Annotated in this window: 15 protein-coding genes and 2 pseudogenes; 4 read left to right on the top strand and 13 right to left on the bottom strand. The window is 57.9% G+C overall.

Annotation, left to right across the window (positions count from 1 at the left end; all coding sequences use genetic code 11):
* Window positions 1-27: 27 nt before the first annotated feature.
* From RHM68_RS15885 to RHM68_RS15870, 4 genes are read right to left on the bottom strand one after another with little or no spacing between them, the layout of a single operon-like run.
* Window positions 28-174 carry a Mor transcription activator family protein gene (locus RHM68_RS15885; RefSeq protein ID WP_322216393.1) on the bottom strand — a complete coding sequence of 49 codons (147 nt, stop codon included), beginning with the start codon at window positions 172-174 and terminating at the stop codon, window positions 28-30.
* Window positions 171-638: a regulatory protein GemA gene (locus tag RHM68_RS15880; protein WP_322216391.1), complete on the bottom strand. Its 468-nt coding sequence runs from the start codon at window positions 636-638 to the stop codon at window positions 171-173. Before RHM68_RS15880 ends, RHM68_RS15885 begins: the two co-directional genes overlap by 4 nt.
* Window positions 635-892 (bottom strand): hypothetical protein, encoded by a 258-nt coding sequence (locus tag RHM68_RS15875; protein WP_322216389.1) that lies wholly within the window; start codon window positions 890-892, stop codon window positions 635-637. The genes RHM68_RS15880 and RHM68_RS15875 overlap by 4 nt, the downstream gene beginning before the upstream one ends.
* A gap of 1 nt (window position 893) precedes the next feature.
* Window positions 894-1,124, bottom strand: coding sequence for a hypothetical protein (locus RHM68_RS15870; RefSeq protein ID WP_322216385.1), 231 nt, complete (start codon window positions 1,122-1,124; stop codon window positions 894-896).
* On the opposite strand from RHM68_RS15870, the gene RHM68_RS15865 reads away from it, so the two are divergent.
* The 3 genes from RHM68_RS15865 to RHM68_RS15855 all read left to right on the top strand — a co-directional run bounded on the left by RHM68_RS15865 (window position 1,119) and on the right by RHM68_RS15855 (window position 4,005).
* Window positions 1,119-1,550, top strand: coding sequence for a phage virion morphogenesis protein (locus RHM68_RS15865; protein WP_322216383.1), 432 nt, complete (start codon window positions 1,119-1,121; stop codon window positions 1,548-1,550). The genes RHM68_RS15870 and RHM68_RS15865 overlap by 6 nt on opposite strands.
* 233 nt (window positions 1,551-1,783) lie before the next feature.
* Window positions 1,784-3,346, top strand: coding sequence for a phospholipase effector Tle1 domain-containing protein (locus tag RHM68_RS15860; protein ID WP_322216380.1), 1,563 nt, complete (start codon window positions 1,784-1,786; stop codon window positions 3,344-3,346).
* Window positions 3,346-4,005, top strand: coding sequence for a DUF2931 family protein (locus RHM68_RS15855; protein WP_322216378.1), 660 nt, complete (start codon window positions 3,346-3,348; stop codon window positions 4,003-4,005). Before RHM68_RS15860 ends, RHM68_RS15855 begins: the two co-directional genes overlap by 1 nt.
* Before the next feature lie 233 nt (window positions 4,006-4,238).
* Here the strand turns inward: RHM68_RS15855 and RHM68_RS15850 are convergent.
* Window positions 4,239-4,428: pseudogene (locus tag RHM68_RS15850) on the bottom strand (BrnT family toxin); the annotation flags it as partial.
* 255 nt (window positions 4,429-4,683) lie between these two features.
* On the opposite strand from RHM68_RS15850, the gene RHM68_RS15845 reads away from it, so the two are divergent.
* A complete protein-coding gene (locus RHM68_RS15845) occupies window positions 4,684-6,201 on the top strand; it encodes a nucleobase:cation symporter-2 family protein (RefSeq protein WP_322216376.1) in 1,518 nt (505 codons plus the stop codon).
* 357 nt (window positions 6,202-6,558) lie between these two features.
* Here RHM68_RS15845 and RHM68_RS15840 read toward each other — a convergent pair.
* From RHM68_RS15840 to RHM68_RS15805, 8 genes and pseudogenes are all read right to left on the bottom strand, one after another.
* Window positions 6,559-7,490, bottom strand: a pseudogene (locus RHM68_RS15840) (IS3 family transposase); the annotation flags it as partial.
* 117 nt (window positions 7,491-7,607) lie between these two features.
* Window positions 7,608-9,521: a threonine--tRNA ligase gene (thrS, locus tag RHM68_RS15835; protein ID WP_322216374.1), complete on the bottom strand. Its 1,914-nt coding sequence runs from the start codon at window positions 9,519-9,521 to the stop codon at window positions 7,608-7,610.
* 124 nt (window positions 9,522-9,645) lie between these two features.
* Window positions 9,646-11,064, bottom strand: coding sequence for a chorismate-binding protein (locus RHM68_RS15830; RefSeq protein ID WP_322216371.1), 1,419 nt, complete (start codon window positions 11,062-11,064; stop codon window positions 9,646-9,648).
* Window positions 11,061-12,209 (bottom strand): 3-deoxy-7-phosphoheptulonate synthase, encoded by a 1,149-nt coding sequence (locus tag RHM68_RS15825; RefSeq protein ID WP_322216369.1) that lies wholly within the window; start codon window positions 12,207-12,209, stop codon window positions 11,061-11,063. Before RHM68_RS15825 ends, RHM68_RS15830 begins: the two co-directional genes overlap by 4 nt.
* 42 nt (window positions 12,210-12,251) lie before the next feature.
* Complete coding sequence (locus RHM68_RS15820) at window positions 12,252-13,022, bottom strand: SDR family oxidoreductase (protein WP_322216367.1); 771 nt, start codon at window positions 13,020-13,022, stop codon at window positions 12,252-12,254.
* The gene (locus tag RHM68_RS15815) at window positions 13,019-13,285 is read right to left on the bottom strand and encodes a hypothetical protein (protein WP_322216365.1); all 267 of its coding nucleotides are present in this window, start codon (window positions 13,283-13,285) and stop codon (window positions 13,019-13,021) included. Before RHM68_RS15815 ends, RHM68_RS15820 begins: the two co-directional genes overlap by 4 nt.
* On the bottom strand, window positions 13,282-13,926 hold the full coding sequence (locus RHM68_RS15810; RefSeq protein ID WP_322216362.1) for an isochorismatase family protein: 645 nt from the start codon (window positions 13,924-13,926) through the stop codon (window positions 13,282-13,284). The genes RHM68_RS15815 and RHM68_RS15810 overlap by 4 nt, the downstream gene beginning before the upstream one ends.
* A 43-nt stretch (window positions 13,927-13,969) precedes the next feature.
* Window positions 13,970-19,720 (bottom strand): non-ribosomal peptide synthetase, encoded by a 5,751-nt coding sequence (locus RHM68_RS15805; RefSeq protein ID WP_322216360.1) that lies wholly within the window; start codon window positions 19,718-19,720, stop codon window positions 13,970-13,972.
* Window positions 19,721-19,753 lie beyond the last annotated feature (33 nt).

Genomic DNA, 19,753 nt, shown 5'->3' with positions numbered 1-19,753 from the left:
CATTGGGAAATAGATGTTCTGGCCGCCCTAATGCGCTGACATGCGGTCGGCAACTTCCTTGGCAACGTGGCGAGCGGTGCCGTCATCCATCGACACTAGCTCATTGAGCGCAACGGCAATGTGTTCGGTAAGGTCGATCAGTAGTTCAGGGCCTTTGCTTCTGAAGTCACTCATACACCCTCCTGCACAGCGTTGGCAGAACGCTCTATCCGGCCCTGCCACTGTTTCAAGTTCTCGATTACCTTGCTGGCCTGGGCACCGTTAAGCCATTGCAGGGCCGCAACGCCGGTCATGTTCAAGACGAACTTTGCCAGCGCCTCTTCCGAAGGGTCCTGGAGCGCGCCCAAGTCACGGAGCGACAACCACATTGAGCGAATTTTCTTAGACTGGCCGTCGCCTGCTATGGCCCGTGTCTGTGCCTTGTTTGGACGAACCTTAAACCCCTTCAGTTTGAGCTGTTCCAAAACCCGCAGCAGGTTTGGAACGCTCAAGTCAGCGGTCGAGGTGGCGCCCTCCAAACCCTTCATGCCGGCCAACATCAAGCGGTAGGTATCGTCGTCCATGCCCAGCTCACGGCGTGCGACGTGTATCAGCTTGATGTAGCGGAGCCGCTCGGGATTGGAAGACGCCGCGTTCACTGGACGCCTCCAGGGGCCGCAAGCACCTGCGGCGAATGTGGAGCAGTCCCCGACAATTCGACCACGGCGCGAATGAAGCTGGCAGACGCGACCAGCTCCGCCCGTAACGCAGCGCCGGCTTTACGCCGTGCCATTTCACCTGATCCACGCAGTTCAGCAATGCGCTTTCTTCCGACCTGTGCTTTAAGGTCGAACAGTGCAGAGTTCCAACGAAAACTGCTGTTGTTTGGGGCTGGCGACTGGTTGTTGTTCATATCAGACCTCCATCGTTAAACGGGCGCGGGGGTTATGGTTCACCGCTTGATGTAGCTGGGCAGATTTGCCCGCTGCGTAACCGGCGTCAGCGGCAACCTCGTCACGCAGCTTGAGTTTGCGGCGTTTTAAATCGAAATTTTCCAGCTCCGGGTAGTTCTTCTTCATATAAGCCTCAACCGCATCGGCGATGTTGTCCTCAACGCCAGCGAACGCTTCAATCTTGGTATGCACGGCATCAATCCAAGCGTTCGCAAAGGCGTCACCGCGAGCAACTCTCGTCGAGCGTTTGCAACGCTTCTGGGTTTTCAGGTACTCACGCCGGGGCGACCTGACTGGGCTGATTTATCGGATGTCACCACCGGGCGCCGGGAAAAAAGCGGCAACTGGCCCGGCCAAATATTGCAGATCAGCGCCGCTGGACTGGCCGCCTCGATCACCTCCCGTGCCACTGACAGTTCGGCCTTGGTCGGCAGCAACAAACCCTATGCGGCGATGATGCACTTCGGCGGGGACAAATCGGATTTCCCGCATCTATGGGGTGATATTCCAGGTCGTCCCTACCTTCCGATGGACACCGAGTGTGTTCTGCAGCCTGAGGCTGAAGAAGCAATCCTGGAACTGGCCTTAATTCACCTTGAAAAAGCCGCCCGCCTGTGACGCCCTGTGAAGGGCTTGGACCGCACTGCGGCTGCGGTTCATCGATCATTGCCAGTGATTGACGCTGTAAATGCTTTATAAAGCCGTTCTGCGGCACTTCGAGCAATCTGCACAGGTGCGGATCGTCTCTATTGTGAATCCTGGTAACGAAGACTCCCCCTTGAGCGTTGATTGACCGGACCTGGAGTGGCACCCTGTGCGACGGTTTGATCAAGGATCGTGGGAATCAGGGAATGAGTGGATACGTACCCAAGCCAGCAATACCCAACCAACCTAAAAACTATCGTAATGAGGGGGTCGAACCGGTCGATCTTCACGCACAGCGTTGGGCTGAATACGAAAAGCACGGTAAAGAGCCAGCACCTGCGAAGGAAAAAGTAAAAGTATCGTTGCGGATTGGGGTTTTCTTCGACGGCACGCTCAACAACGCCAGCAACTCAGCATCCGGCCTGCTGTGCGGAGCGCAGCACGCCATCAAACCCGAAGATATCGATGCCAGTTGTAAGCCCTATATGGCTGACCCCGCCAGCAGCTACGGCAGCGATGTTACCAACGTGTTCAAGCTGTATGAGCTTTACCCGGCAGCCAAAGACGCGGAGAGCGCCGGGGCGGCCAAACAGGTGTTACGGAGCCTTTACGTAGAAGGCATCGGTACAGAAGGTGGTGGCGAAGATAGACTGTCGAACGCGGCCTCTGGACGAGGTGCTACTGGTGTGGCGGGTAAGGTCGAACAGGCTTTTTCCGACCTCAAGACCATAATCGAACGAGTCATCGACAAGAACCCTGACAGCGAAATCACTTCGCTGACCTTCGATACCTTTGGGTTCAGCCGAGGGGCCGCAGCGGCACGGCACTTTGCCAACGAGGTCGTGCGCTGTAAGCAGGGACCGTTGGGTGATGTCCTGCACAGCAACTCCAAAGAGTTTAGCTCCAGCTTCGGCAGCCAGTACAACAGTGAAATCATCATGGGCTTTGTCGGTTTGTTCGATACTGTCCCCTCTGTAGCGGGGCTGACGAACCTGGGCAATATCCAAAGTCCTGTCGCTCCCGGAATAAAGCTGTATCTGGACCGCCAATACTTTACTGATGTTGTCCACCTGGTCGCCCGTGACGAACATCGTGCAAATTTCGCATTAAGCAGCGTCATCCCCGCGCATTCTGAAATTTCCTTGCCGGGCGTGCATTCCGATATTGGTGGTAGTTACCTCGAAGAGGCGGACGAATGTGTGCTGGTCAGCCCTATGCAGGCACTGACGGTGACGCAGGGCACCGATGTGCAAACCACCTCCATCTACCTGGATGCCCTGCGGCAAAAAGCCAAGCTAGTGGCCAGTGGTTGGCCCGAGACGATGTTAGAGATTGTGACCCCGAAGCCGACCTTACTGCCTGATGCAGAACAGGATCGCTTCGGCGCTAAAAAACTGAGGGCATACGCAGGCTTACAGCTCAAACGATCGGTCAGTGGGAAACTGTCGGTCGTGTATTTGCGTTTGATGCACAAGATGGCTACGGAGAAAGGTGTGCAGTTCGATGATGTCCCGGATACTCCGCAATACGCCGTCCCGTCAGAGCTTCAGCCTCTTTGCGACAAGTTTCTCGCCGGTCAATACGACCCGACTCCTGCCGAAGAAAAACTGCTGAAATTGCGATACATCCACACCTCTGCCAATTGGAATAATCCGATTGGTAGTAGTCGCGAGCGTGGCCTGACCGTCCGCTACACCAATGCGCCGACTGACGACGGTGTACGCGTGCGGCACCCTCACGTCCCCGACTCTAACTGGAGAACATTCTGATGCGCACACTCATTGTTTTACTGGGCGCATTGTTGGTCGCGAGCTGTCAGGCCTCCGCCCCTCTGTCCGGTAAGGACGACCCGAAGAATCCGTGGTGGAGCCTCAGTTTCGTTGAGCCGTTCTACATGAAGGTATGGGTGGAAGACAGCGCTGTTGAAGATATCAATGGCAAACTGTTTCTCCGTACAGGAGGCGGTACGGCGGGAGGCGGAGAGCCCGAAGATGGCACCGAATCTGCCCGTGGCTGGAGCAAAAACATCAGCAGCGGCATTCGAGGTGTAGTCGGTGCAGATCTGCCGAAACGTATCTATGTTCGTTGGCAGTCGATTGTCGAACCACAAACCTACCGGGCATGGGTCGATATACCCGAAGAGGCGCGGCAGATCATGTACGCCTCGGTGAACGAGCGTTGTCCCGCCAGACCGCAGGAGCCTGCCAATTACAGGGCCGCGGTTTATGTCGGAGTGGCTCCCGGCGGTATTGTGCAGGTGTGGGTTGAGGACAAATGCCTGAAAACAATCAAGGTCGCCCGCACCCAAGCCGAGATAGAGCCATTGGGGCCAAGCCAAGGCAGAAATGAAGGGCGGTATGCTTACCCTGTAAGTGAAAAGTCGAAGCGCTATATTGGAAAATACGGCATTCCTTACGGAAGTTGGTGAGTCGCCATACCGCCTATCTCATATTTCCAAAACTCACGACATACTCTTTAAACCCGATTAAAAGTCCTGGGCCACTCTCTGGCCCAGGCTGTGCGCATCACCTCCACGCAGCGCACAGCCATGAAACCACTGCACATCTTCAAACCCGGCACCCACACCGCGATGAGCGGAGTCAGCTTCGACTTTAGCGAGTCCGATCTGGCCGCCACGGTGCGGGCGTATGACCCGGCCCTGCACGAAGCCCCGACCTTTGGCATCTTGCCCCATGATGATCCAGCGAAGTTCATCGTGATCGAGGTCTTGAAACGTCAGGGCTCGCTCGTCATCGAATACTGGCTCGGTCTCTGCGAGGCTGACGCCTCGATGCTTGAGCTTATTGGCCGAGTTTTTTGCCTTGTCGTACTGAATGTCGAATGGCTCAATTATGCATACTTTATATGTATATAAAAGAGGGCTTCCATGCCAGCGGTCACCAAGAATCAAAAAAACTAGCGGGCCAGGAGACTGGCGGAGAAAGGATGTATTTCAAGGTTTTTAGGGGGAGCTTCGCTAGCACACCGAGGCGGAGATGGATATATGTCCATAATTTGAAGTGTATTTTGTATACAACTCTATGGACATTTGTCTCTGATGTTGAATACAGTGTGCGCATAACAAAAACCAGGGAACCCCCCAACCATGAAAACGCCCCATGTTTCACACCCACGCCCCGAGGATGAAAATCTCGGGATCGGCGCGAATATGGCTTACGGCCTACAACACGTTTTGACCATGTACGGCGGTATCGTCGCCGTACCTTTGATCATTGGCCAGGCAGCCGGGCTGTCGCCGGCCGACATCGGTTTGTTGATTGCCGCGTCATTGTTTGCGGGGGGCTTGGCGACACTTTTGCAAACCCTGGGTGTACCGTTTTTCGGCTGTCAGTTGCCGTTGGTGCAGGGCGTGTCGTTCTCGGGTGTCGCGACCATGGTGGCGATTGTCAGCAGTGGCGGGGAGGGGGGGTTCCAATCGATTCTCGGGGCGGTGATTGCCGCGTCGTTGATTGGCCTGCTGATCACGCCCGTGTTCTCAAGGATTACCAAGTTTTTCCCGCCGCTGGTCACCGGCATCGTGATCACCACTATTGGCCTGACACTGATGCCTGTCGCGGCGCGCTGGGCCATGGGCGGCAACAGCCATGCCGAGAGTTTTGGCAGCATGTCGAATATCGGTCTGGCCGCTCTGACGCTGGTGCTGGTTTTACTGCTCAGCAAGATCGGCAGCGCGACCATCTCCCGGCTTTCGATCCTGTTGGCCATGGTTATCGGCACAGTAATCGCTGTGTTCCTGGGCATGGCGGACTTCTCATCCGTCACTCAAGGGCCGATGTTCGGCTTCCCGACACCGTTCCACTTCGGCATGCCAACCTTCCACTTCGCGGCCATCCTGTCGATGTGCATTGTGGTCATGGTGACCCTGGTGGAAACCTCGGCCGACATTCTTGCCGTGGGTGAAATTATTGGCACCAAGATTGATTCCAAGCGCCTGGGCAACGGCCTGCGTGCGGACATGCTGTCGAGCATGATCGCGCCAATTTTCGGCTCGTTCACTCAAAGCGCCTTCGCCCAGAATGTCGGGCTGGTGGCGGTGACGGGTATCAAGAGCCGCTTCGTAGTGGCCACCGGTGGTGTGTTCCTGGTCATTCTTGGTCTACTGCCATTTATGGGGCGAGTCATTGCGGCTGTGCCGACCTCCGTACTCGGCGGCGCCGGTATCGTCTTGTTTGGCACTGTGGCGGCCAGCGGCATCCGCACGCTGTCCAAGGTTGATTACCGCAACAACGTCAACTTGATCATCGTCGCCACCTCTATTGGCTTCGGCATGATTCCCATCGCGGCGCCGAATTTTTACGACCACTTTCCGAGCTGGTTTGCGACCATTTTCCATTCGGGCATCAGTTCGTCGGCGATCATGGCCATTGTGCTGAACCTCACCTTCAACCACTTCACCACCGGCAATTCGGATCAGCAGTCGGTGTTTGCCGCGGGCACTGAGCGGGTGCTGCGCTACCAGGATCTGGCAGCCTTGCGCGAGGGAGATTACTTCAGCGAAGGCAAATTGCATGACTGCGACGGCAATGAAATACCGGTGGCGGAAGTGGCCCATGAGGTCACGGAGCCACGCGGCTTGCCGGTGAAAAGCAGCGAACCTGTCTGAAGGTTAGCGCACAAAAAAAGCCCCTGAATCTTTCGATTCAGGGGCTTTTTTGATATTGCTGTCTGGCTCCACGACCTGGACTCGAATAGAAAAATAAGCACCTGTTTTACAATGAAATTATGCTGATTCTTAGTATTCATATCCCTACGATTATCCTAATCAAGCCCGTATTTTATTGGAATTCTTTCGATACCCCATGAGCACGGTAGCAGCAAGCTGCCGAAGGTGGCGTACGCAGGCAATTCTGTGCTGGATCAGGAAAGCACATCCGAGTGACAGCTTTTGGCCCAGAGTGTGTAAAAACTCCTGCCACACCTCGCCGCCAACTTCAGGCAGGACGGAACGCCAATGTAGTGGTCAACTAATCCCGGACACGACGTTAAGTTTTTCTTCCGCCCTTGCAGGGGCCAACCCATCGTTGAATTGATTGGGACGTATCCAGTTGTACCGATGCATCAAGAAATGACGGATATCACGTTGGGCCTCTTGAGCATAGTGAACTGAGTATCCCAGCAATTTCCCCGGCGACTCATGCTCTGACGCATGCGATAACGCCAGAGCCGCTGGCGAAACAGGCGGCTCGCATACTGGGCCCCTTGATCCGAGTGAAACAACGGACCCTGAGGTCTGCCACGTTGTTCGTAGACCATGTCCAGTGCCTTGATAACCAGCTTGGCGTCTGGCTTTTCCGACAACGCCCAGCCCACTATCCGGCGCGTGCAAAGGTCTAGGACGACAGCCAGGTAATGCCATTTTCCCTGGGCCTAATTTAGGTGATGTAGCGGCACCAGATCTGATTGGGGACCGGTACATCAAACTCACGATTCAATATATTCGGGATATCCAGTCGTTCAACCGTCGCTCGTTTATAGGCATGAGAACCTGGCTGTTTGCTGACGAGGTCAAGCTCGCGCATCAAACTGCGTACCTTGAACCGGCCCATTTGCTCTCCGTCTTCACGCATCATCGACAGGATGCTGCGGCTGCCCGCAGCACTGCGACTTTGTGTGAATAGTTCATTGACCCGACTGCGCAGCCGAAGTCGCTCAACATCAGAAGTCCGGCGCCTGAGACGCTGGGCGTAGTAACACGAGCGGGTAACTTCAAACACCTTGCACAGCCAATCTACTGGCTCATGGACGCTCAACTGGTCAATCAGCGCGAACGCTCGTGATCTTCCGACATCAAGAGCGAGGTAGCCTTTTTAGTATGGAATTCTCTCGCTCAAGGCGAGCGATTCGGGCTTCCAGCTCCTGAATTTTCTGCTGTTCCGGCGTCAGCGCTTTATCCAGGTTCGCTCGTCTGGTCATGCATTAGGAGGGGCGTGCACCAAGGGCCAGCATGGGGCCGTAAAAAAGGCCATTCTTGCGAATGGCCTTCGGTGTGTCGAACGCAGAGCCGGACAATCAGCCGGGAGTGGTTTGTTCGTTCAGCAGGTAGGTATGCAAGGCGTCAATTGTCATGCTGCCCAAATCTTCGCCGGAGCGGGAGCGAACGGTGACGGTACCGTTCTCTCTCTCTCTCTCTCCGACCACGAGCAAATACGGAACGCGCTGCAAGGTGCTTTCACGAATTTTGTAGCCGATTTTTTCATTACGCAGATCAGCCTCAACCCTGAAGCCCAGCTGAACCAGATGATTGCGCGTCTGTTCGGCGTAATCATTTTGGGCATCGGTGACGGTGACCACGATGGCCTGCACCGGCGCCAGCCATAGAGGGAACTGACCAGCATGGTGTTCGATGAGGATGCCGAGGAAACGCTCCAGAGATCCGACGATTGCCCGGTGCAGCATGACCGGCTTGCGTCGCTGCGAGTTCTCATCAACGTATTCGGCGCCCAGGCGATCAGGCATGTGGTAGTCGACCTGCATGGTCCCCACTTGCCATTCACGACCGATGGCGTCGCGCAGGTGATATTCGATCTTGGGGCTGTAGAACGCGCCTTCGCCAGGCAGCTCTTCCCATTCGACATCACACTCGGACAGCGCCGATCGCAGCAGATTTTCGGCTTTGTCCCAGACTTCGTCGCTGCCCAGGCGTTTGCCCGGTTCGGGGCGCAACGCAATCTTCACGGCAATATTGGTAAAGCCGAAATCGGCATACACCTTCAGCGCCTGATAGTGGAACGCCTTGATTTCCGCCGCGATCTGCTCTTCGGTGCAGAAGATATGGCCATCGTCTTGCGTGAATGCCCGCACGCGCATGATGCCGTGCAACGCGCCGGACGGCTCATTACGGTGGCAGCCGCCGAACTCGCCGTAACGAATCGGCAACTCTCTATGGCTGCGCAAGCCATGTTTGAATATCTGGATATGACCCGGGCAGTTCATCGGCTTGAGCGCGTACTGGCGGTTTTCGGACTCGGTGACAAACATGTTTTCCTTATAGTTGTCCCAATGCCCCGATTTTTTCCAAAGCGCGCTGTCCAGCACTTGCGGCGACTTTACTTCGCGGTAGCCGCCATCGCGATAAACCCGGCGCATGTATTGCTCCACCGATTGCCACAGTGACCAGCCTTTAGGATGCCAAAACACCATGCCTGGCGCTTCTTCCTGTTGGTGGAACAAGTCGAATTGTTTTGCCAGTTTGCGGTGATCGCGTTTTTCGGCCTCTTGAAGTTGATTCAAATAGGCTTTGAGCTCTTTCTCGTTGGTCCAGGCAGTGCCATAGATACGACTGAGCATGATGTTGTTAGAGTCGCCCCGCCAGTAGGCTCCGGCCACCTTCATGAGTTTGAAGGCACCCAGTTTGGCGGTGTTTGGTACATGGGGGCCGCGGCACAGGTCAGTAAATTCGCCTTGGGTATAAAGCGACAGAGGCTCATCCGACGGAATGGAATGGATGATTTCTGTCTTGTAGCTCTCACCAATATTCTGGAAAAACGCCAGCGCTTCATCGCGAGACATTTCAGAGCGCACCACGGGCAGCTGCTCTTTGACGATAGTGGCCATCTCGGCCTCGATCAGCGGCAGGTCATCCATCGTAAACGGGCGAGTGGTGACGAAGTCGTAATAGAAACCGTTATCGATAACCGGCCCTATGGTAACTTGGGTGCCGGGGTACAGGCGTTGAACGGCCTGTGCCATCAAGTGAGCAGTGGAGTGGCGCACCAGTTCCAGCGCTTCTGCGCTTTTAGTGGTAATGATCTCTACGGTGGCATCTGTTTCCAGAAGATAACTAGCGTCAACTAGCGTTCCATTTACCTTGCCGCCGATTGTCGCGGCAGCTAATCCCGTACCAATGGATTGGGCCAGTTGTTGAACAGTCAAAGGTTCTGGAAAATCTCTAAGATTGCCGTCCGGTAGAGCGATAGTGACCATATATAAGAATGCTCGAGTATTAAATGAAATCTAACGCATGAACGCGTTGTGAGTGGGCGTTAGTCTAGAAACACCACGTCATGGGTGTATTGAGTGGGCAAGCTGCACAGTACATTCAACCATATTACGGCAGGTTCCAGACATATTCATTGGCTAAATAGGGCTTCATTTTGTTATTGGTCTCCAGCCATTCCCTGTACGGGTCACTGGCCTTGACGATACCGCTGCCAGCATAGACGTGAATATGGGTGGATGTGAGCTTGGCCGTGCGAATCGCCAGTGCAAAATTCGCGTCATCGCCCAAGGTGAAGTAGCCCAGTCCGCCGGTGAAAAAACCACGCTCGATTTGTTCGTATCGGCGGATCCGTTCACCGCACGCTGCCAATGGCTTGCCCCAGATCGTTGCCGGCGGGTAGACCGCAGCCAGCGCGTCAAATACGTTCAAGCCCGTTTTTACCGTGCCGCTGATCAGGCTTTTAAGGTGTTGAACATAGCCAAGGTCGATCACGCTTCGTGATTCGCGCAACGACAAAGACCCGCTTTCGCAGACGGTCGAGAGCTGCTCGAAGAACAGCCCGGCAGCGGTTTCATGTTCTTCGAGTTCCTTGAGGTCGCTCATCAATTCCTGGCGGTAGCGGGCACTTTTGTCGTGCTCATGGGAACCTTTGCGAGTGCCTGCCAGTGGCTCGACCACCAAACTGCGACCGTTCTTGCGTAGCAGCGTTTCCGGTGAAATACCAACCCATGCCGCCTCGTCCGCCCAACGAAATACGTACTCGTAATGCGGGTTGGGGCGAGGTGCTATCAGGCGCAATAAAAGCGCCGGGGCAATGGGCCGCTCCAGCGTCAGCTTGACTTCACGACCGATGACGACCTTATCGGCGGTTGTCGGTGCCAGTTCGTTCAACAGCCCGATCAGGTTGTCCACATAGTCGGTGCAGGAGGGAATGTCTTCGCGTCCTGTAACCCGTGGATTGGCCGTCGGGGTAAAGTCTGTCGCAAAGGTGATGAGGCTTTCATCGATCGCGTACCAGATGTCCTCGTGGAAACAACTGAACTCCAGTTGCTGATCGCTGATCCGGCACATTACCCGTGGCAACGTGAAAATCACCGGCTCGTTCAGGCGCTCGGGATGGGTTGCACAGCGCCAACCCCCCAGAAAAGCGGTCGATGGTGGTAAGCCGTGATGTTCCTGGAGCCAGGGGCTCAACTGGTTGATGAAGCGGGCCACTGCCCCGAATAGCTGTTCATGGAACAGTGTCGAGGGATCCAGCGCGAGGGTGCGTGACAGGCACACGCTGTTCTCGTGCTGAAGCTCCAGGTTCAGGCGTTCGCCATCGTTGAGTGCAACCAGGCGAAACTCGCTGCCCAATCCAACCAGCGAGCTATTGACGCCTTCGGTGTGATGGCTGAACAGACCGATGAATTCGCTCGCCAGTAGCGGGAAACGTCGCTCCAGGATGGGTAACAACGCCGCCCCGAGCTCGTGCGCGGTCAACGCCGGATAGGGGTTGGCAAAGCTCGCATGCTTGAGGTTTTTCATGACGACTCCCGGTAGACGTGGGCCAAGTGGCTGCACAGTTGCAACGTTTTTTGAAAATCGAAGAACGCCCCCGGGTTTTCGTCTGGCTCAGGGGCCAATCGATTGGAGTCGCTGCTGCGCACTTCCAATGCAATGCCATGCAATCGGCTATCAACGGTGCGGTGCAGCCTCAAGGTTTGATCCCATTCGCGCGCGACGTTCTGTGCCAGGCTTGCCGTGTGACGACGCGAGTCTTGTGCGTTCAACGGATCGCACAGCCATATCACGGGTGAGCGCCGGGCCTGCAGGACACGGATTGTTTCGCCCAACACTTCTGGCGCATCCCCCGCACTGGCGATGAGGAGGATTTTCCCCGTTTGCCGTTCGGGATTGAGCTGCTCAACCGCCTCGATCAACACACCGGGGTCGACCGGCTCACTCAGGCGTAGGGCGATAGGGTTTTCCAGGCCCCGAGCAAACTCCACGTAGCAGCTGTCGTTGAACAGGTTGCAACCATCAATCCACAGCAATGACGCGCTGGTGGCATAGAACTTGGCGTTTCGTACACGTCGCACCAGGGCTTCTTCATATTCCAGGTGCGCGCATTCATGGGTGGTATGGACAGCGGATGCCTTGTTTCGCAGGACCTGCATCGCCGCCTGCGAAGCCTCATAAGCCCAGAGCAGGCGATTGGGGTCGGGGCGTCGGGCCCAGGGCGTGGCCTCCCGGCAATTGACCATCTCACCGAAGTAGCGGTCCAGCGTTGCACCGCCAAGGATCTCGGTGGCTTGCGGCTGGGTGCGACCATAACTCCCGGCGACAGAACCAATCGAAAGCACGGGTTGGCCGAGCATTAATGCCAGGTAGCGGCTCAGCGATTCCAGTGCCTTCAGGCGTTGATCGAGGCTGGCCGCACTGGCGTCGTTCAGACTTTGATCACGCTGGCCCATGAGCTGCACGAATTCCTTGCCTTCAGCGGCGCGGGCCAGCGCACGCTTCAGTCGAAGAATCTCGCTTTCATCCACCAGTCCGGGAAGGCGGGACAGTTGCTTGAGCACGGCCGGGAGCTGTTTCCCTTGATAGTCGGGCATATGGCGGCGTTCTTTGTCGCGCCAGCTTCCAGGATGCCAGGATAGCGATGCGTATATCGAATCAAGGTTCAACATTTCAAGTCTCCAGGCAATGCTCGACGTGGCGAAGGGGCTGGGTTACTCAAAGGTGGCTCCGCCATCGACGACCAGGTTTTGCAGGGTGATGTGGTGCGCGTCGCGAGACAGCAGGAAGGCCACCGCCGCCGCGATGTCCCCTGGCTCAGCGAGCTTTTGCAGCGGAATGCCCAGTCGATAAAGCCGTGGGTCGCCTTCGATCAGGCGTTGGTCGGTTTCTGGACCTTCCCCCGCCAGGCTCGCGAGCATTGGGGTGCGTGTCGATCCTGGCGATACAACGTTGCAGCGCAGCCCCCGCGAGGCGAACTCCAGTCCCATGCAACGAGTCAGCATCGCCGCCGCTGCCTTGGACGAGCAGTAGGCGCCCATGTTGACGCGCGGTGTGCTGCCCGCGTTGGAGGCGATCGTGACGATCGCCCCCCGACCGCGTTCGGCCATGCGGACGGCGACCGCCCGGGAGACAAAAAAAGTGCCGTGAACGTTGACCTCGAAGGTCTTCAGCCAGTCGGCCGTCGTCGTCGACGCAATGTCCTTGGGGATCAATACGCCGGCGTTGTTGACCAAACCGTCCAGCGGATGTTCGGCATCAATGCTGGCAATGGCGGTCTCGACGTCGTCCGGCCGAGTGATGTCGACGACTGTCGCAGACAGCCGAGGCGAGCGCTGTTCGTCGGCCAGAGCGGTCAACGCCTGAGCATTGCAATCCAGGGCATAGACCCAGGCACCCTCTGCCAGCAACAGACGCGTAACGGCTGCACCAATACCTTGGGCAGCACCGGTCACGACAATGGCTTGGTTTTCGAAACGGTTCATGGGCGTTCGCATTCCAGGCCGCGCGTGCGCTCACTGATGAGCCGCCACCAGGCCGCGAAGCTTTGGCGTTCGGCGAGTTCCAGAAAGCTCACGGTGATGCCGCGTTGCTGCCATTTTTCACTGAGTATCAGCAGGCGAACCGAATCCAGTCCGGCGTCCTGAGGCGAGTCGAGTTCCACGAGTGACTGGGGTGTGGTTCGCAGAATCGCGGCGATATCGGCGTAGAAATCCGCTTCCTGGTAGTTCGGATGTCCACTGCTCATAGCGCTTTTCCCAGTTCTGCCAGCATTTCATCGCAGGACATGATCTTGCTGGAACAGTAGGCCATGTGACGCACTGCCATTTCATGCAGGTCGAGGGAAAAATCGCCCAAGGCATCAGCCACCACGAATGGCTGAATATCGGACATAAAAGCTTCAGTCGCGGTAATCAGGCAACCGATGTGGGCGTAGACCCCGCAGATGATCAGTTGGTCACGATTGCCATTTTGCATGCGCTTGAGCAAGTCGGATTTGGCAAAGGCACTGTAGCGGTGCTTGACCAGCACTTTATCGAGTTCGGGGGTAGGCTCAAGCCCAGGCACGATGGACTTTGCGTTGCCATCTTCAGGCATTCCCGGGCCCCAGAAGTCGGTCAGCAAACCGCGTTCGTCTTTGGGTTGATCGCCGGGTTGGGCGGTGTAATACACCGGGATGTTCAAGGCGTGGCAGCATTCCCTGATGGCCGCGATGCGTTGCACCATGGCATCAACAAAGGCTTTCGACGCATAGGGCGCCACAAAATAGTTTTGCATGTCGTGAATCAACAGTGCCGCGCGGGACGGCTCAAGGGTCCAGTCCAGTGGTTTGCGTTGCAGTGCGATGCCGCTCGGAGCGGGGTATTCCATGATCTGTGGGATTGCCATGATTCAGTCCTTATGGGTTCAGGGGCCAGGGGCAGCGAGCGGGCTACTGGCTGAGTAGGGTGCGCAGTACGTTCTTGTCGATCTTGCCCAGGGTGGTCTTGGGCAGTGACGGGACGAGCCGAACCTGATCCGGGACCTTGAAGGCCGCGACCCCTTGCTGGCGAACGAACGACTTGAGGGTGTTGGGCGCAACGTCCGCCCCAGGGGCCAGGACCACCACAGCGCATGACACCTCGCCGAGGTACTCATCCGGCATGCCGACGATCGCGGCTTCCAGAACGCCGGGGTGGGCGAGCAAATAGCCCTCGATTTCTTCGGCGGCGATTTTTTCCCCGCCACGGTTCACTTGATCCTTGATGCGGCCGGTGACCACGAGGTAGCCATCTGCCCGGCGCATGACCACATCGCCCGTCCGGTAAAACCCGTCGCAGGTGAACGCCCGGACGTTATGTTCCGGAGCATTCAGATAGCCACGGATGGTGTAAGGGCCGCGGACCAACAGTTGCCCGGGCACCCCGTCGGCCACCGGCTCGTCGTTTTCATCGACGATGAGGATTTCATCGTCGCTGCTGATGGGCAGCCCCTGGGTTTGCAATACGTGCTCGTCGGTGTCGCCCAGGCCGGTGTAGCAGACCAGTCCCTCCGACATGCCATAGACCTGTTGCAGTTGACAATCGAACGCGGCCGCCAGGCGCTCGGCCACATCGTCACTCAGGCGCGCGCCGCCGACCTGCAGCAAGCGCAGGCTCGACAGATCGTGATGGCGCGGTGCGTGTAACCAGGATTGGGCAAGGCTGGGGACCAGAGAGGTCAGCGTGACGCGTTCACGCTCTATCAGTGCAAAAACCGCCGAACCACTCGGATCGGACGTCATGACCACGCGACCCCCGGCATACAACACACCGAGGAAACCGGGTGAGCTCAGGGTGAAGTTGTGGCCGGCAGGCAGGGCACACAGGTAGACGCTGTGGGTGTCCAACTGACAGATCTCGGCACTGGCCTTGAAGCTGTAGAGGTAGTCGTCATGTCGGCGCAGGATCAGTTTGGGGAGTGCAGTGCTGCCACCGGACAAGGTGATCAGCGCCGGCTCGCGTGAGCTTCGTTGCGGCCAGGCGGCAGTGCGCCCGAAGAGTTTGGCAAAAGGAATGAAGCCTTCAGCGTCGCCGACAACGATCACATGCTTGAGCGACGTGACCTTGCTTGCAATGTCGGTGGCGATGCGGCGGTAATCGAACCCCAGCGCCTGGTCCTTGATGACGTAAGCGACCGCTCCCGAAATCTCAAAGATGTGAGTGATCTCATTCAGGCGGTCGGAGGGCAGGGCGAATACCGGAATCGCGCCGAGGCGAAACAGCCCGAAAATGGTTTCGATGAACTCAATCGTATTAGGCAGTTGCACGACCACACGGTCGCCGGCTTTCAGGCCAAGTGTTGCGAAGCCGTCGGCGATGCGATCCGCGTTGGTATCGAGTTGCGAGTAACTCAAATGCCGCTCGCCCTCGGTGACGGCCACCCGATGCGGGTCAAGCAGCGCGTGCCGGGTAAGGATGGCGCCAAGGGTTTCACCCGTCCACCAGCCACTGGCGCGATAGCGTGCCTCGAACTCAAGAGGCCAATAAGGAGCGTCCAGACCTTCTGTTGGTGGCGGCGGCTCGGTTGCCATGACCGCGTCTGCGGCTTGCGTCTGCCCAAGGCACTCGGCATGGCTCGCGGGGCCGAACACCTTGTTCCAGCCTGCTGGGGAAGGTGCAAATTCAGGCCATAGCGACAACTGGCCGGCGTCGTTGGCCAGCAGGAGGAAACTCCCCTGAAGCTCGTCGAACGGGTTGTGAAACGCTCGCAGGGTCCGAATCGCACGCTGTGGCGTGGCAGGGTTCAGGTGTTGGTAATGCTCACGCAGCACGTCTGCCAATGGCGCCGCCAGATCCGTCACGAAGTAATGCCCGCCACCCTCGATCACCGACAGCGTCACATTCGGGTTGTAAATCGCCCAGTCCTTGTAGCGCGTGTCGAAGTCTGGCGTGAGTGGATCCTCGTTGCCGACGATGACGTGAATCGGTGCCTGCAAGCGTTGTCGATCCTGCAATTCTTCAGCAAAGAAGTGAGCGGTCTGCGTGGCATCGTGTTTGGTCATGCGCGCGATGCTTGCCATGCTGGCATCGTCGAGGGCTTCTTTGAACCCGCCAATCTGGCGCAGGAAATCAATGATGTTTTCACCGCTTTGGCCGGAAACATTGGCGCGGACTTCCACAGGGTCCTGATCCAGCAGCATGCCGCCGATGACCAGGGCTTTCAGGTCGGCCCCGCCTTGTTCGAGGCGGCGGGCGATTTCGATGGCGATGGCGTTGCCGGCGCAATGGCCGTAGACGACGATCGGGCCGCTCAGCCTGGAGAGGATCTCCTGAACCGCACCGGCCGCCACCGCTTCCAGGTCTTGCATGGCTTCATCGGGGCGCATGATGTCGTGCCCCGGCAGGTTGACCGACACGCACGTGAACACGTTCGAGAGTTGGTTGACCAGGTTGCGGTAAGCAAAAGCGTTTCCGCCGGCGAATGGGACACAGACCAGGTTGAGCCGGTCTTTGCCCGCGGCCTTGTCGAACTCATGCAGCCAACGGGTAACATCGGGGCCGTCACGGTCGGCGTGATCACGCAGATAGTCGGCGCAAGCGCGAGGCGTCGGGCGTTCGAACAGTTCCGTCACTGGCAGACCCAGGTCGCGGCAGATGCGGATGGCTTTGATCGAGTCGCCGCCGATGTCGAAAAAGTTATCGTCGATACCGAGCGTCTCTATCTCCAGTTGAGCGCTCCAGTTCGCCAATACACGCTCGTCCAGTTCGTCCCGGGCCGGTTCGATCTGACGCGAGCTCGACAGCGCAATCGCGGGCAAGGCCTTGCGATCGACCTTGCCGCTGAGCGTCACCGGCAGGCGTTCCAGCACGCCGATGGCGCTGGGCACCATATAGGACGGGAGGCGATCACGCAGGTAGTCGCGCAACGCCGAGGTGTCAATGTCCTCGCAGGTGCTGGAGGCATTGGGCACGACGTGGACGACGAGTTTAGGGTCGTCCGATGCATCGGTGACCACCAGTGCGATGGCATCGGAAAGCGCCGGATGGCCGCGCAGGTGGGTTTCTATTTCGCCCAGCTCAATGCGGTAACCGCGGACTTTGACCTGTTGGTCGGCCCGGCCGATGTATTCCAGCACACCACCGTCAAGCAGTGCCGCGACGTCTCCGCTGCGGTACATGCGTGCTCCGGGGGCGCCGAAGGGATCGGCGACGAACCGTGTTGCGTCGAGGTCGCGACGATTCAGGTAGCCACGGGCGAGGCCGGCCCCGCGCACGTACATCTCGCCATAACTGCCCACGGGCACAGGGCGCAGTGCATCGTCCAGGACTTTGATGTCGAGGTCGTCATAAACCGTGCCGATCAGGCTGCCGTTGTTGGCTAGTACCTGTTCGCGGGTGATGAACTGATAGGTTGCATTGATGGTGGTTTCGGTAATGCCGTACAGGTTCAGCAACGTCGTCCGGCTGTCGGCGTGCCGTTCAAACCAAGGCTTGAGTCGGCTCAAATCCAGTGCCTCGCCGCCGAAGCACTGGTAGCGCAGGTTCAATTGACCAGACAGGTCGGGACGGTCGGCTTCAGCTTCCATGAAGCGATAGAACGCAGAGGGGATCTGGCCAAAGACAGTCACCTGTTCCCGGACCACCAATTCGAGCAGTTTTTCCGGCTCGCGGGTCGTTTCTACCGGAACCAGGACCAGGCGGGCACCATGGAGCAAGGCCCCCCACATCTCCCAGACCGACGCATCGAAGATGTATCCGTGGCAGCCTGACCAGACGTCGGTGTTGCGATAGTCGAACCAGTGGTGCGTGCTGGAGAACAGCCGGACCACGTTGTGGTGCGTGATGCACACCCCTTTGGGTTTGCCGGTCGAGCCTGAAGTGTAGATGACATAGGCCAGGTCCTCTGCGCGAGGTCCGTGGTCCAGGTTGCTGGCAGCTTGTTCCTGCAATCGATTCAGGGTTGATGGCCCGTCGATGGACAACACAGGGGAACAGGCCGTGGCGAGCAGGTCGCGGCTGGACTGATCGCAGATCACCAGTGCGGGACGCGTGTCGTCGAGGATGGTCTCGATACGCTCGGCAGGCGCGTCGGGATCCAGCGGTACGTAATAGGCGCCTGTCTTCAAGACGCCCAGGATGCAGACGATGGTGTCGACGGATCGGGCCAGCAACAGGGCGATCGGTTGTGAACCGACCTGCCCGGCCTCGCTGCGGATCAAATGCGCGAGACGATTGGCGCGCTCGTTCAGCACCCGATAAGACAGGTGTTCGCCGTTGAGTGTCAGGGCAAGGGCGTCCGGTGTTGCTTGCACGGCCTGTTCGAATCGCTCGACCAAAGTGACCGATGGCGTTTTTGAATCACCTTCAGGTCCGAAACAGGCGTTGCCTTGAGCGAAACCCGGATCTTCTTCATCGTAGGCATCCAGCAAGCCGAGGGCGGTGTCGCTGGCTGCGGCAAAACGCTCGACAAACCGGACAAAACGTTGCACGTGCCGTTGCAGGGTTTCATGGCTGTAAAGGGCAGGGTTGGCCATCGCAATGATGTTCAGCGCGTTGCCGTCGGGGCGGGTCTGGATCAGCAGCGAGAAATCGTCCGCTGGGCCTGCACTCAGGACGTGGACCTGGCCCGGGATACCGCCAAACGAGAGGGCTGCGGAGAAAAAATCAATGTTGATCTGCGGGCCGGTCAGGCGCCGGTTCTCCCCCAGTAAATTGCAGTCGCGGCGAATGTCCTCGGCCCGGTAACGCTGATGAGCGCGCAGGCCGGTCAATTGCGCTTCGACAGCCGCCAGCAATTGTTCGACGCTCTCGCCCGGTTTGATGTCCAGACGCAGCGGCAGTACGTTTGCCAGCGTGCAGGGAACGTTGGCCGCGCCGGTGTCGAAGCGGTTCATCATGGGCAGGCCGACCACCACCTGGCGGTAGCCGGTGCTGCGCCCGACAAACGCCCCGAAGGCGCTGAGCAGTAGGTTGACCCAATGGGAACCCAGGGCATCTGCCCGTTCGCGCAGGCGAGCCAGGACCTGATCGTTCAGTGATTGCCGATAGTGAATGGCCTGGTGCGAAGGCTGTACCACTTCACTGCTGAAACTGGTGACTTCACCCATGTCCTGACAGTGCTGGCGCCAGAATTCACGGTCCACTTCAAAGGCCGGGGAGGCGCACCAGGCCTGCTCATTCTCAAGCACTTGGCGCAGGCTGCCAAAGGGCGAAGGCGATGATTGCCCCGGGGTTTGTCCGTACAGTTCGGCCACCCGCTTGAAGAGCATGGACAGCGCGACACCGTCCATGGCGATGTGGTGGGTCTTGAAATACCAGTAGCTGACCTGTGGCGCTACTTGCAGCAATGCGCTGGTGAAAAGAGGGCCGTTCACCAGGTCGGTGGGTTGGGCGACATCGTTGTCCATCCAGGCCCGCGCGGCGGTTTGGGGGGCGCCGTTGCCGGTCAGGTCGAACAGGGTGAGATCGACGGTCGCCTCGGCCATCACGGTTTGTGTCAAGCCGCTGATGCCTGCGTCGTCATGTTCATGAAATCGAGCGCGCAAGGCCTCTATCTCGTCCACGGCCTTTTGCAAGGCGCGCTGGAGGCGCTGTTGATCAATGCTGCCGCTAATTTCGATATAGCTGGCAACGTTATAGGCGGGGCTCAGCGGATCGAATTGATGTCCCATCCAGATCGACTGCTGGGCAGATGTCAAAGACGTGGTGAAGGAGGCTGACATGCCAGTTTTAACTCCGGTAGAAAACGGTGGGTG

The sequence above is a fragment of the Pseudomonas sp. DC1.2 genome (genome assembly GCF_034351645.1).
GTDB lineage: Bacteria > Pseudomonadota > Gammaproteobacteria > Pseudomonadales > Pseudomonadaceae > Aquipseudomonas.
The sequence above is the reverse complement of the archived record's forward strand: the minus strand, read 5'-3'. Positions and strand labels throughout refer to the sequence as shown.